Origin of the sequence: Nocardioides sp. LHD-245 (assembly GCF_030929495.1) — a bacterium.
Classification (GTDB): domain Bacteria; phylum Actinomycetota; class Actinomycetes; order Propionibacteriales; family Nocardioidaceae; genus Nocardioides.
This window is the reverse complement of sequence record NZ_JAVFWN010000007.1, coordinates 63795-76752: the sequence shown is the minus strand read 5'-3', so window position 1 is coordinate 76752 and position 12958 is coordinate 63795. Positions and strand designations below refer to the sequence as shown.

Genomic DNA, 12958 nt, shown 5'->3' with positions numbered 1-12958 from the left:
GCGCGTCCTCACGTCCAGGAAGGGAGGGACGCCCCCTGTTGACCGGGTCAAAGGAATGTGATGCCCACCGTCACCATCATCGTGATCAGCATCACGGTCGTCATGAATATCGTATTTGTGGTCGGGGACATCATGCGAGCCAACTTCGTAGTCGCGAACTCCAGAGAAGTCGGAGTGCCCGACGGCTGACTGCCAACCCTCGCTGTCCTCAAAGGAACCGGCGCGGCCGGGCTTGTCGTCGGCGTCGCGGGGCCCTCCTCTGATCGCAATAGCGGCCACCTTTGGCCTCTCCGCGTTCTACCTCGGTGCTCTCATCGCGCATCTTAGCGCGTGTGTTCTCCACAGCATCGCGTTCCCAGCACTCTTCTTCGCCTATGCGCTCGGATCACTCGCGCTTCTTCTAGCAGCGCATTGACCGAACCCTCCGCCGATATGCGGGACCGAACGGGACCGTCATCCCTGACGTCCCCGACCAAGAACTGTTCGGCCAGATGAGCAGAGGCACGGATGAGCGTCACGCAAAGACGATCGATGGAGGACAGGTCATGGACGTAGGTTTTCTCGCCCCCCGCCCGCACGAGGGTCGGCGAACTTGATGAGAACACTCCATCCGCGACCGCGTGGTGCACACAGGCGACTCCTCTGGGTCGGATTCATCTCAGTGCTGCCCTATGTCTCGATCAAGACGTACTGGGCCCTGGGCGGAAGTGCAGGTCTGCCGAGCGGATTCGACATGGCGCTCGAATTCGAGAAGAACGGAGCTCCTGACCTGCTGGTCTGGATGGAGCGACACAGCATCGACTTCACCGTCGTGTTGGCTCTGGCTGGGGTGGCCCTGTTGGCAATGCTGACGGGCCGCCGAAGCCCGCGCGTGCCGCGCCTCCTGTTGCTCATCCCGGCCTGGATGGGAGCAATTTTCCTGGTCCCGTACGGCCTACTCACTGCGATAACGGCCGCCTCCGGTGGTGCCGGCGAGCAGGGGCAGGTCACGGGATGGCTAACAGTCGCCGCCGTCCTGACCTTCTGCGGGCTCGGCACCTGCCTCGGTATCTGCGCCCTAAGTGGACATGTGATCAAGTCCCAAGAACCTTTCAGGCGCGGAACGCGTAGGTTCCGCGCCTGAACTTTGTAGCGGGGGCAATGTGCGATTCCAACAGACCATGAAGAACTGGCTACGAGCCCAGCCGGACCAACCCGCCACCATCGCCGAACTGCAGACCCTGCTCGACCAGTTCGTGACCGAATACAACCAGCACCGGGGACTGCTGCACGAACGGGTGACAGGTCGGGTCACGCAGCCTGAGTGGCTGGCGTGGTCATGATGGCTTCGTATTCGATGGGGGTCAATCGGCCGAGTCCGGCTTGCCTGCGGCGGCGGTGGTAGGTCCTCTCGATCCAGGTCACCATCGCGATCCGCAACTCGTCACGGGTCTCCCAGGTACGCCGGTCGAGGACGTTCTTTTGGAGCAGCGCGAAGAAGCTCTCCATGGCCGCGTTGTCGCCCGCGGCACCGACGCGGCCCATCGATCCGACCATGCCGTGGTGGTTGAGCGCGTGGACGAATTTCCGGCTTCGAAATTGAGATCCTCTGTCGGTGTGGACCACGCAGCCGGCGACGCCACCGCGCCTGGCGACGGCGTTGTTGAGCGCCGCGACCGCGAGCCGTGACTTCATCCGCGAGTCGATCGAGTAGCCGACGATCCGGTTGGAGTAGACGTCCTTGATCGCGCACATGTAGAGCTTGCCTTCAGCGGTCCGGTGCTCGGTGATGTCGCTGAGCCACAGCTGGTTCGGAGCGTCGGCGGCGAAGACGTGACGGACTACGCCGTGCTTGTCGGTGACCGCACATAGGTCGTCGTGGACCGGCGGGCCCGGCCTCTTCGTCTTGCCCCGCTTGGGCTTGCCGAATGCTGACCACCAGCCCAGGTCTGAGCAGATCCGCCACGCGGTCCGCGCAGCCATGTCCTGGCCGGCCTCCTTCGCTTCGTCGAGGAGGAACCGGTACCCGAACTCGGGGTCGTCCTTGTGGGCGTCGAACAGCGCGTTGGCGCGGTACGCCTCGACCAGGTCAGCATCGGTGACCGGCGACTGGAGCCAGCGATAGTAGGGCTGGCGAGCGATCTTGAGGACCCGGCACGCCACCGTGACGGGGATCCCGTCGACGGCCAGCTCGCGGACGAGCGGGTGCATCATTTTCCCGGCAGGTTCGCCTGCGACAGGTAGGCCGCCGCGCGGCGAAGGACCTCGTTCTCCTGCTCAAGCAGCCGGATCCGCTTCTTCAGCTCGCGGTTCTCGGCGTTCTCAGCCGCCGTCGTTCCGGGCTTCACGCCGTCCTCGACGTCGGCGGTCTTCATCCAGTTCGTCAGGCACGACTCGCTGATGCCGAAGTCGGCAGCGATCTGCTTGAGGTGAACTCCCGGCTCACGGTTCCTCGCGACACGAACCACGTCCTCGCGGAACTCCTGGGGGTACGGCTTCGGCACAGTGCACATCCTTCCAGCGGCACCTCCCGGCACCACAGATCAGATGTCACCTATTCGTGCAGCAGTCCCCCGGCCCCACCGATCACTGCCACACCGAGCCACTCCAGCCGCGCTCTACAACACCATGCCCAAGGCCGTGCCCGGCCCGCCACGAGATACCGAGACCCACGACCGGATCCGGCACGACATCGTCGACAAGTCCGGCACCGTCACCCTGCGCGCAGCCGGCCAACTCCGCCATATCGGCATCGGACGAACCCACAAGGGAACCCACGTCATCCTGCTCATCCAGGACCTCGAGGTACGCGTCATCAACGCCATCACCGGCGAACTGCTCCGCGAACTCACCATCGATCCCGCCAAGGACTACCAGCCACGAAACCTGAAATGAAGAACACCCGGACCTACGTTTCCGTAGGTCCGGGTGTCCGCGATGTCCTGAGACATCACACAGTAGCGGGGGCAGGATTTGAACCTGCGACCTCTGGGTTATGAGCCCAGCGAGCTACCGAGCTGCTCCACCCCGCGTCGGTGAACCCAACGTTAGGGCATGGACCCAAACCGCACCAAATCGGGGCGTTCACCCGGATGGAGGTGGGGGCCCCAGGCGGGGCACGGGTGCCTGCCAGCCGCGGTGGACGGCGAGCAGCCGCCAACCGATCGTGACCCCGGCGGCGGGCGCGGCCATCAGACCGTGGTCGACGCCGAGCTCCGCGCCGGTGGCCGCGATGGCGGCGCCGGCCAGTGCCGGGATGGCGTAGAGCTCGCCGAACCGGAAGATCACGGGGATCCGGCCGGCGAGGAGGTCGCGGATGATGCCGCCGCCGACGCCGGTGACCATGCCGAGCGCCGCGGAGGGGGCGGGGCCGAGGCCGTACTCCTGGGCCTTCAGCGCGCCCGCGACGCAGAACAGCCCGAGACCGAAGGCGTCGAAGACCGTGATCACCCGCTCGAGGCGGCCGACGGCGGGGTGCAGCCAGAAGGTGACCAGACCGCCAACGACGGGGACGAGCAGGTACCTCCAGTCGGCGACGGCCGGCGGCGGCACGGCACCGATGACGACATCGCGGATCACACCGCCGCCGAGCCCGGTGGCCATCGCCAGCACGACGACCCCGACGATGTCGAGCTGGTTGCGCACGGCCACCAGCCCGCCGGAGATCGCGAAGACGAAGATCCCGACCAGGTCGAGGGTCAGCAGCATGCGGCGATGATGCCGCATGCTGCCGGCCCTACGGGAACCGAGCCACCACCGGAGCGGCTACTGGCTGTCGCGCTCGTTCGCCAGCTTGACGGCCTCCTCGACCGCCTTCTGGGCGAGGTCGAGCTGCTTGGCCCACTCGGCCGTGTCGTTCTTGGCCTGCGCGTCGGTCGCCGCCTTGAACGCCTCGTCGGCGTCGCGCAGCGCCGCCGCGATCTGCTCGTCCAGGGTGCCGCTCGGCTCCGGCGGCGTCTCCCCGCCCGGCTCCTCGGGCTCCCCCGGCGTACCGGGTTCGACGGGCGGCTGCGGGGTCGGCTCCCCCGTCACGAGGTCCACGTCGAGCGCATCGCCCAGCGCCTCGGCCAGGTTCTGGCCGATGCCGACCTGCTCGCCGTACTTGACGATGACGAACTGGAGGATCGGGAACGTCGACGCTCCGGTGGTCCGTACGGCGTACACCGGCTGGATGTAGATCAGGCCGCCCTGGACCGGCAGGGTCAGCAGGTTGCCGAAGCGGGGTGGCGTCGCGCCCTGGACGCGGTACGGCGTCAGCGCGTCGACGACATCCTTCTCCTGCTGCATCTGGTTGGCCACCTGCCCGGGTCCGGGCGTGTTGGCGTCGGTCATCTCGAGCAGCCGCAGCTTGCCGAAGTTCGGCGAGTTCGCATCCGAGTTCACCTGGACGTACGACGCCAGGGTGCCCTTGCCGCGCGGCACGAACACGGAGGTGAGCGACCAGTCGTTGGTGCCGTCGACCCCGGTCGAGAACAGCCGGTACGGCGGCTGGAACACCTGGCGCTGCGCGTTCGGGTCCTCGGGGACCTCCCAGCGGTTGTTGGCCGAGTAGAACTCACCGGCGTCGGTGACGTGGTACCTCGCGAGCTGGTAGCGCTGCACCTTGAACAGGTCCTCCGGGTAGCGCAGGTGGCTCTTCAGCTCGGCCGGGATCTCGGCGTTGGGGGTGACCGACTCCGGGAACACCTTCATCCACGTCTTGAGGATCGGGTCGCTGGTGTCCCATTCGTAGAGGGTGACCGTGCCGTCGTACGCGTCGACGGTCGCCTTCACGGCCGAGCGCATGTAGTTGATCTCGTCGGTGGGGATGGTCTGCAGCCCGGTGTCCTGCTGTTGCGAGTCGTCGATCATCGCGTCGAAGGACTCCCGCTGCGCGTTCGGGTAGCGGTCCGTGGTCGTGTATCCGTCGAGGATCCACACGATCTTGCCGTCGACCACCGCGGGGTACGGGTCGCCGTCGACGGTCAGCCAGGGCGCGACCTTCTCGACCCGCTCGGTGGGCGTGCGGTTGTAGAGCACCTTCGAGTTGCCGTTGACCCGCCCGGAGAGCAGGAAGTTCGGCTCACCGAACTTGATGGCGTACATCAGCTGGTTGAAGGTGCTGCCGACCGACACCCCACCCTTGCCGTCGTAGGTGGTGCGCTGGTCGCCCTCGTCGAGGTCGGTGTTGGCGAGGCCGAGCTCCACGCTCGAGGCGTCCTTGCTGGCCTTGCCGACCACCGAGTACGCCGGGCTCTGCTCGCCGAAGTAGATGCGCTGCTCGAACTCCTCGGACTTGGTCAGGTCGCTGGCGCCGCTGGTCCCCGCGCCGCTGATGCCCTCCGCCCACACGATGCGGCCGTTGACCTCGCTGTCCGAGATCCGGTTGGCGTAGGCGGCGATCAGGCCCTCGCCGTGGGTGTAGACGGTGTGCAGGTTGGACCAGTTCTGGTCGGAGGAGTTGATGCCGGACTGGTCGAGCTCGCGCACGCCCAGGACCAACGGCACCTCCTGGCCATCGATCATGTAGCGGTCGACGTCGAGCACGGAGGCCACCGAGTAGTAGGCCCGGACCTGCTGGCGCTGCTGGAAGGTGTCACGCACCTGCTGCGGGTCGACGACCGGCGTCGTCGACAGCTGCCCGAGCACCGTGTTCGCCTCGGGCCCGGTCGGATTGTTGACCGGCGTGCCCTCGAAGCGCTCGCTCTCGACGCCGCTGAGCCCGTAGGCCTCACGGGTGGCGTCGATATTGGCCTTGATGTAGGTGTTCTCCTTGTCCGCCTCGGACGGCTTCACCTGGAAGTTCTGCACGATGGCCGGCCAGATCATGCCGAGCAGCACCGCGGAGAGGGCGAGCAGCGCGAGGCCGACCGACGGCAGCTGCCAGGTCTTGCGCCACACGTTGAGGAAGAACAGCACGGCGCAGATCAGCGCGACCCCGACGAGGATGTTGCGGGCCGGGAGCATGGCGTTCTCGGCGGTGTAGTTCATGCCGGTGAACAGCCGGTGGTCGTCGGTGACGAGGTCGTAGCGGTCGAGGAAGTAGTCGACGGACTTCGCCAGCACGAACACGCCGAGCAGCACGGAGACCTGGACCTGGGCGGCCGCCGAGAACCGGTCGTGGGAGACCTGGAGCCGGATGCCGCCGTACAGGTAGTGGACGACGGCCGTGGCGATCAGCGACACGATGGCGACGGCCATCACGAAGTCGACCACGAAGTTCCACCAGGGCAGGTCGAAGACGTAGAAGCCGATGTCCTTCTTGAAGTACGCGTCCTTGCTCCCCCAGCCCTCGCCGTTGCGCCACAGCAGGAAGGTGCGCCACTGCCCGATCGCCGACGTGCCGGCGAAGATGCCGACCACGACGCCGACGCCGGCCAGCAGCCAGCCGCGGATCGGGGTGACGGCATCGCGGTAGCGGTCGACCCCGTCCGGCCCGGCCATGAGGAACATCGGGCGGAACCGGAACGCGAGGTACATGTTGAGGACGACGATCCCGCCCATCAGCGCACCGAAGGCCAGGAACAGCCCGACCCGGGTCCAGAGCATCGTGCTGAACACGTCGCCGAAGCCGACCTCGGCGTACCAGAGGCGGTCGGTGTAGATGCCCGCGAAGGCACTGAGCAGGAAGAAGCCGACGATCAGCACCACCCCGGTGATGACCAGGGCGCGGGTACGGCGTCCCGGTCGCTCGGGTGCGGGGCGCTCCGGCTCCTCGTCGAACAGCTCACTCATCGGTCTCGTCCTCCAGCAGGGTGGCCCGGAGCAGCTCGATGAGCCCCGGGACCAGGTCGTTGCCGCCCATGACGGCACTGTCCTCGTCGTGGCTGCGCATCCGCAAGGCGCAGTAGCTCGCGCCGTGGCGGGTCACCCCGGCGACGATGCGGACCTCCTCGGCGTCGGGGTGGTCGCGCGCGAACTCCGCGGCGGCCACCGGGTCCTCGGGGACCTGGCCGTCGGCGGCCGGCGGCAGCACCAGGCGCTCGACCACGGCCGCGCAGCCCGCGACCACGTCGGGCCACTGGATGCCGGGGAGCACCTCCTCCAGCTCCTGACCGGGCGGCAGGTCCTCCTGCTCGACCGGCGTCAGCGAGCCCTGCTCCGCGGGGGCGTCCAGGCCCAGCTGCGCGGCGAGCGCGGGCTCCTGGGCGACCAGGTGGCCGGTGTCGACGAGGGCGTACAGGCGCGCCGGCCGGTCCCATCCCGCGCGGGCGTGGTGCCCCTCGAGCTCGAGTACGGCGGCGGCCAGGGCCGGGTCGACGTCCAGTTCGTAGTCCAACGGTGGTCCTTGCGTCGTCAGCAGCTGGGCAGATCGGCGTCGGGGTCCTCGACCCATGTCTCGAGGGCGACCCGCGCCTCGTGCATCGTGGTCGCCTTCACCAGGCGCAGGTCGGGGTCGAGGCCCTTGACGTCGGAGCAGTTGTCCTTCGGCACGAAGAACAGCTTCGCGCCGGCGGCCTGGGCGCCCGCGATCTTCTGCTCGATGCCGCCGATCGGGCCGACCTTGCCGTCGCCGGCCAGCTCGCCGGTGCCGGCGACGGTCGCGCCACCGGTCAGCGAGCCGGGGGTCAACGTGTCGTAGATGGCCAGCGAGAACATCAGACCCGCGCTGGGGCCGCCGACCGTCGGGTCGACGCGCAGGTTGATGGTGAAGGGGAACTCGTAGCCCAGGCCGAGCGAGACCCCGACGCGCGGCTTGCCCTCGATCTCCTCGGGCTTGATCCGCACGGTGAGCTCGCGCTTGTCGCGCAGGATCCGGAACTCGACCAGCGAGCCGTCGTCGTGCTTGCGGACCGCCTCGACGATCTGGTCCGCGCCGGTCACCGGCTCGCCGTCGACCTCCTTGAAGACGTCGCGCACGAGCAGCTTGTCCTTGGCCGGCCCCTCCTCGTCGACCACGGCGACCTGCACCGCGGTCGGCACCTGCAGGCCGAGCTCGGTCAGGGCGACCGCCTTGGCGACGTCCTGCGAGGTGGTCATCTGCACGGCACCCTCGGCCTTCTCGTCGGCCTGGGTCGTGTCGGGCGGATGCACGACGTCGTACGGGAGGATCGCCTTGTCGGGGTCGAGCCAGCGCGACAGCGCGTCGCCCAGGGAGAGCTTCTGGCCGTACGACGACGCCACCACCGTGGTGAACCGGATCTGGCCGTCGTCGTAGTAGGCGTCGTGCCCGTCGACCTGGATCACCTCGGCCTGGTCGGCGTCCTTGCCGAGGATGTCGTACGTCGGCCCGGGGCTGTAGGACGCGTACGGCAGCGGCACGACGAGCGCGATGCCGCCCAGGATCAGCACCAACGGCGCCGCGACACACGCGGCGATCAGGCGCTGGCTCATGGCGCCTACCTTGTCAGATGTGTCCAATCAGGACGCGCGCCGGTCGTCCGTCACGGACTCGTCCTCGGCCACGGGCGGCTCCGACTCGTGGCCGGGAAGCACGACGGGGCGGCTCCGCGAGGGGCGCAGGGCGACTCCGTTGTGCCGGTCCGGCTCCCGCTCGGGGGCGGCGTAGCCCGGCCGGGCGCGCTGCTCGCGGGTCAGTGCCTCGCCGAGGCGCCGGGCCGCCGTCTCGCGGTCGACCTCGCCCCGGCCCTCCCGGCCCCACCACGCGACCCACGCCATCGAGGCGAGGGTGAGCACGGCGGCCGGCAGCAGCCAGAACAGGATCTCCACTCCCCGAGGGTAGGTCGCGGCCGGTCAGGGAGCGGTCAGGACACGCGCAGCCGGGCGCTCAGGGAGACCCGACCCACTCGTCGGAGCCGTCGGTGAAGCGCTGGTGCTTCCAGATCGGCACCTCCGCCTTGAGCGTGTCGATGAGGGCGCGGCTGGCCTCGAAGGACGAGCCGCGGTGGCCCGCGGTGGTCGCCACGACGACGGCGAGGTCGCCGATCCGGAGGTCGCCGACCCGGTGCACGGCCGCGACCGCCGTGACGTCGTACTCCTCCGCGATGCGCTCGCACACCTCCCGCAGCCGGTCGAGGGCGGAGGGGTGGGCGGAGTACGACAGTCCGGTGACGCCGTGGCCGTGGTCGTGGTCGCGGACCCGGCCGACGAAGAGCACCAGGCCGCCCGACGCGGCGTCGTCGAGGCCGTCGAGCACCTCGCTCACCGAGAGCGGCTGGTCGGAGATCGCGACGAGGCGCACGGCGGGGTTCGTCATGAGGCTCACTCTAGGAGGAGGGCCGGGGTCCGGTCAGGGCTGTCCCCGACACCGCCGGTTGGCGATCGGGCGTAGTTTTGGGTCATGAGCAACGATCCGGGCACCCCGGGCGACGACCAGCCGAACCCGTTCAAGGGCACGCCGTTCGAGCAGATCTTCGGCGCCCTCGGCGGCGCACTGGGTGGTGGAGGAATGGCCGGCGGCGCGGGCGCCGGCCCGGGCGGCGGCATGGCGTTCTTCCAGCAGCTGCAGTCGCTCATGCAGCCGCACGACGGCCCGCTGAACTGGACCGCCGCCACCGACATGGCCCGCCAGGCCATCGCCCAGGAGCCGGACCCGTCCCCCTCCCGGCGCGACCAGGACCGCGTCGCCGACGCCGTGCGCCTGGCCGACCACTGGCTCGACACGGCGACCGGCTTCCCCTCCGGCGTCGGTACGACGGCCGCCTGGAGTCGCGCCGAGTGGCTGGTCGAGACCCAGCCGGTGTGGCAGGTGCTCGTCGAGCCCGTCGCCGCCCGCTCCGTGACCGGTCTGTCCAGCGGGCTGCCCGAGGAGATGAAGGCGGCGGCCGGACCGCTCGTCGGCATCATCGGCCAGGCCGTCGGCGGGATGATGGCGATGCAGATCGGGCAGGGCCTCGGCGCGCTGGGCGGCGAGGTGCTCACCGCCTCCGACATCGGCCTCCCCCTCGGGGCTCCCGGCAAGGCGGCGCTGGTGATGAGCAACGTCCGCGCCTTCGCCGACGGCCTCGACGTCACCGAGGACGACGTCGTGCTCTACCTCGCCCTGCGCGAGGCCGCCCACCAGCGGCTCTTCGCCCACGTGCCGTGGCTGCGCGAGCACCTCATCGGCGCGGTCACCGACTATGCCCGCGGTCTGGAGATCAACGCCCAGCAGATCCAGGAGCGGGTCCAGGAGCAGCTGCGCGGCATCGACCCCACCAACCTCGAGGCGATGCAGGGCCTGCTCGAGGGCGGCATGTTCGACCCGCCACAGACCGAGGCGCAGACCGCCGCGCTGTCGCGGCTCGAGATCGCGCTCGCGCTGGTCGAGGGCTGGGTCGACGAGGTCGTCGGCCAGGCCACCGCCGAGCGGATGCCCGCGGCGACCAAGCTGCGCGAGGCGGTGCGCCGGCGCCGGGCGGCCGGCGGTCCCGCCGAGCAGACCTTCGCCGCGCTCGTGGGCCTCGAGCTGCGCCCGCGCCGTCTCCGCGACGCCTCCACCCTGTGGGGCGGCCTGCGCACCCGGTCCGGTCAGGAGGCGCGCGACGGCGTCTGGATGCACCCCGACCTGCTGCCCACCGCCGCCGACCTCGACGACCCGCTGTCGTTCCGTGACGAGGCCACCCGTCCCGCCGAGCTGAGTGAGGACGAGTTCGACGTCGAGCTGCGCAAACTGCTCGACGGCCCCGGCTCCCCCGGCTCCCCCGACGGCGACTCCCCCGACGGCCCCGACGGCCCCGACGGCGCCGGCTCGCCCGACGCGGAGTGACCCTCCACGCGGACGCCCTGGGCGTCCTGACGGACTGGCGCGCCCCCGATCCCGCCGAGGAGGCACTGCGTCGCCGCTACGTCGCGCACCTCGCGTCGACGCCGGACGGCATGTGGCGCTCGTCGTACCCCGACCACCTGACCGCCGGCACCCTCGTCCTGGACGCCGTCGGCGAGCGGGTGCTGCTCAACCTGCACCGCAAGGCCGGGCGTTGGTTCCACTTCGGCGGCCACGCCGAGGAGGGCGACCCGACCCTCGCGGCGGTCGCGCTGCGGGAGGCCCACGAGGAGAGCGGGCTCGACGAGCTCGACTTCCACCCCGAGCCGCTCCAGCTCGACGTCCACGTCGTCCCCTTCTGCGACCCGCGCGGTGGGGTGAGCCACCTCGACGTCCGCTACGCCGCCCGCGCCCGACCCGGCGCCCGGGAGACGGTCAGCGACGAGTCCCTCGCCCTGCGCTGGTGGCCCCTCGACGGCCTGCCCGACCTCGAACCGGCCATGCACGTGCTCATCGCTCGCGCCCGCGCGGTCCTGGTCTGAGCGCTGGATCAGTCGACGTCCTCGCCCGGCATGACCTGCTCGGAGGGCGGCCGGTCGATCCGGGCGGCGTCGGACCAGCCGGCGAGGTAGCCCTTCGCCTTCTCCGCGGCCGGGTAGTGCGCGACCCAGCCCCAGAAGCGCTCGTCGTGGTGCGGCTCGATCAGGTGGGCCAGCTCGTGCACGATCACGTAGTCGATCACCCACTCCGGCATCCGCTGCAGCCGCTCGGAGAGTCGGATCGTGCGGTCCTTGGGCGTGCACGACCCCCACCGCGCCCGCTGGTTGCCGACCCAGCGGACCGACTCCGGCACCGCCAGGCCGCCGAGGTACTCGTCGCTCAGCTCCCGGGCGCGCTGCATCAGGTCCTCGTCGTCCCGGCGCCGGGGCGTCGCCGCCCGCCGCTCCTTGCGCTCGACCCGAGCGACCATCTTCGAGACCCAGGCCCGCTCCTCGGTCACCGAGAGGTTGTCCGGCATCAGGACCACGATCGTCTCGCCCTCGCGATAGGCCGTGACCGTACGCCGGCGGCGCTGCGACCGGCGTACCTCCACACGGGGCGTGGGCATGGCCCGACCCTACGGCGCGCTCGCCGGCAGTGGTGGGACCTCAGGGCCGGGCCCACTCCAGCAGCCGCTCCACGGGCCAGGTGTTGACGATGCGGTCCGCGTCGATGCCGGCCGCCTCCGCGCGCTCACACCCGAGCAGGGGGTAGTCCAGCTGCCCGGGCGCGTGCGCGTCGCTGTCGATCGAGAACAGGCAGCCGGCGTCGCGCGCGAGCTCCAGCAGCCGGGTGGGCGGGTCGCGGCGCTCGGGGCGGGAGTTGATCTCGACCGCCACGCCCTCCTCGGCGCAGGCCTCGAAGACGGTGCGGGCGTCGAACCGGGACTCCGCCCGGGTCCCGCGGTTGCCGGTGACCAGCCGGCCGGTGCAGTGTCCGAGCACGTTGGTGAAGGGGTTGCGCACCGCCGCCACCATCCGCCGGGTCAGCGGCTCCGGGTCCATCGCGAGCTTCGAGTGCACGCTGGCGACCCGGACCTCGAGCCGAGCGAGCATCTCCTCGGTCTGGTCGAGCGAGCCGTCGTCGAGGATGTCGACCTCGATCCCCTTGAGCAGCCGGAACCCGGCCCTGGCGAGGTGGGCGTTGACCGCCTCCACGACGCCCAGCTGCCGGGTGAGCCGCTCGGCCGACAGCCCTCGGGCGACCTTGAGCCGTGGCGAGTGGTCGGTGAGCACGAGGTAGTCGTGGCCCAGCTCCATCGCCGTCATCGCCATCTCCTCGATGGGCGAGCCGCCGTCGGACCAGTCGGAGTGGGAGTGCAGGTCGCCGCGCAGCCCGGCCCGCAACGCGGTGCCGGCGCCGTCGGCGGTCAGCGGTGCGCCGTACTGCTCCTCGACCTCGGCCAGCTTGTCCGGCATCCGGCCCGCCACGGCCTCGGCGATCACCCGCGCGGTGCTGGCACCGACGCCGGGCAGCTCGGTCAGGGTGCCGGCGGCGGCCCGCGCGGCGATCTCGTCGGGCGCCAGGGGCAGCACCGCCGCGGCGGCTCCGCGATAGGCCTTGACCTTGTAGCTGTCCGCGCGGCCGCGCTCCAGGAGGAACGCGATCCGGCGCAGCGCCGCCACCGGCGTGCCGTCGTACCCCTGCTCGGTCACGTCCGCACCGTCCTCGCCGTCCGTCGGAAATTGTCTGTCCACAGGCCGTGGATGAAGCTGTGGGCGCCATCTTCGCTGGTCACCCGACGGTACGACGCCCGCGGGGTCGCGCCGCAGCGGGGCTCCTCCACAGGCACATCCCGGTTCTCCCCCGGCCATC

The 12958-nt window shown here is 70.2% G+C and carries 15 protein-coding genes and 1 tRNA gene; 6 read left to right on the top strand and 10 right to left on the bottom strand.

What is annotated here, in order from left to right:
• Positions 1-60 precede the first annotated feature (60 nt).
• The 3 genes from RB608_RS12545 (at position 61) to RB608_RS12535 (ending at position 1322) form a co-directional block, all read left to right on the top strand.
• Positions 61-189, top strand: coding sequence for a hypothetical protein (locus RB608_RS12545; RefSeq protein WP_308088272.1), 129 nt, complete (start codon positions 61-63; stop codon positions 187-189).
• A gap of 472 nt (positions 190-661) precedes the next feature.
• Positions 662-1123, top strand: coding sequence for a hypothetical protein (locus RB608_RS12540; RefSeq protein WP_308088271.1), 462 nt, complete (start codon positions 662-664; stop codon positions 1121-1123).
• Positions 1124-1160: 37 nt separating this feature from the next.
• Positions 1161-1322, top strand: coding sequence for a hypothetical protein (locus RB608_RS12535; protein ID WP_308088269.1), 162 nt, complete (start codon positions 1161-1163; stop codon positions 1320-1322).
• On the opposite strand, the gene RB608_RS12530 is transcribed toward RB608_RS12535, so the two are convergent.
• Positions 1291-2483 (bottom strand): IS3 family transposase gene (locus RB608_RS12530; RefSeq protein ID WP_308088267.1). Its coding sequence is split into 2 segments (ribosomal slippage): positions 1291-2196 and positions 2199-2483, totalling 1191 coding nucleotides; the frame shifts between segments, so codons are not numbered across the junction. The two genes, RB608_RS12535 and RB608_RS12530, sit on opposite strands and share 32 nt — an antisense overlap.
• 124 nt (positions 2484-2607) lie before the next feature.
• On the opposite strand from RB608_RS12530, the gene RB608_RS28295 reads away from it, so the two are divergent.
• The gene (locus RB608_RS28295; protein ID WP_392390997.1) at positions 2608-2874 is read left to right on the top strand and encodes a hypothetical protein; all 267 of its coding nucleotides are present in this window, start codon (positions 2608-2610) and stop codon (positions 2872-2874) included.
• 63 nt (positions 2875-2937) lie between these two features.
• On the opposite strand, the gene RB608_RS12520 is transcribed toward RB608_RS28295, so the two are convergent.
• The 7 genes from RB608_RS12520 to RB608_RS12490 form a co-directional block, all read right to left on the bottom strand.
• Positions 2938-3011 (bottom strand) — tRNA-Met (locus RB608_RS12520).
• A gap of 52 nt (positions 3012-3063) precedes the next feature.
• Positions 3064-3687 carry a trimeric intracellular cation channel family protein gene (locus RB608_RS12515; RefSeq protein ID WP_308088266.1) on the bottom strand — a complete coding sequence of 208 codons (624 nt, stop codon included), beginning with the start codon at positions 3685-3687 and terminating at the stop codon, positions 3064-3066.
• Positions 3688-3744: 57 nt separating this feature from the next.
• Entirely contained in the window at positions 3745-6693 is a 2949-nt protein-coding gene (locus RB608_RS12510) for a UPF0182 family protein (RefSeq protein WP_308088265.1), read from the bottom strand.
• Complete coding sequence (locus RB608_RS12505) at positions 6686-7237, bottom strand: PPA1309 family protein (RefSeq protein WP_308088263.1); 552 nt, start codon at positions 7235-7237, stop codon at positions 6686-6688. The genes RB608_RS12510 and RB608_RS12505 overlap by 8 nt, the downstream gene beginning before the upstream one ends.
• A gap of 17 nt (positions 7238-7254) precedes the next feature.
• Positions 7255-8292: a S16 family serine protease gene (locus RB608_RS12500; RefSeq protein ID WP_308088261.1), complete on the bottom strand. Its 1038-nt coding sequence runs from the start codon at positions 8290-8292 to the stop codon at positions 7255-7257.
• A gap of 27 nt (positions 8293-8319) precedes the next feature.
• On the bottom strand, positions 8320-8628 hold the full coding sequence (locus tag RB608_RS12495; RefSeq protein ID WP_308088259.1) for a hypothetical protein: 309 nt from the start codon (positions 8626-8628) through the stop codon (positions 8320-8322).
• Between the two features lie 58 nt (positions 8629-8686).
• The gene (locus RB608_RS12490) at positions 8687-9115 is read right to left on the bottom strand and encodes a molybdenum cofactor biosynthesis protein MoaE (protein ID WP_308088257.1); all 429 of its coding nucleotides are present in this window, start codon (positions 9113-9115) and stop codon (positions 8687-8689) included.
• Between the two features lie 84 nt (positions 9116-9199).
• Between RB608_RS12490 and RB608_RS12485 the strand changes: the two genes are divergently transcribed.
• Positions 9200-10606: a zinc-dependent metalloprotease gene (locus RB608_RS12485; RefSeq protein ID WP_308088256.1), complete on the top strand. Its 1407-nt coding sequence runs from the start codon at positions 9200-9202 to the stop codon at positions 10604-10606.
• A complete protein-coding gene (locus tag RB608_RS12480; RefSeq protein WP_308088255.1) occupies positions 10603-11145 on the top strand; it encodes an NUDIX domain-containing protein in 543 nt (180 codons plus the stop codon). Before RB608_RS12485 ends, RB608_RS12480 begins: the two co-directional genes overlap by 4 nt.
• 8 nt (positions 11146-11153) lie before the next feature.
• On the opposite strand, the gene RB608_RS12475 is transcribed toward RB608_RS12480, so the two are convergent.
• Positions 11154-11711 carry a M48 family metallopeptidase gene (locus RB608_RS12475; RefSeq protein WP_308088254.1) on the bottom strand — a complete coding sequence of 186 codons (558 nt, stop codon included), beginning with the start codon at positions 11709-11711 and terminating at the stop codon, positions 11154-11156.
• Positions 11712-11751: 40 nt separating this feature from the next.
• On the bottom strand, positions 11752-12798 hold the full coding sequence (locus RB608_RS12470) for a PHP domain-containing protein (protein WP_308088253.1): 1047 nt from the start codon (positions 12796-12798) through the stop codon (positions 11752-11754).
• Positions 12799-12958 lie beyond the last annotated feature (160 nt).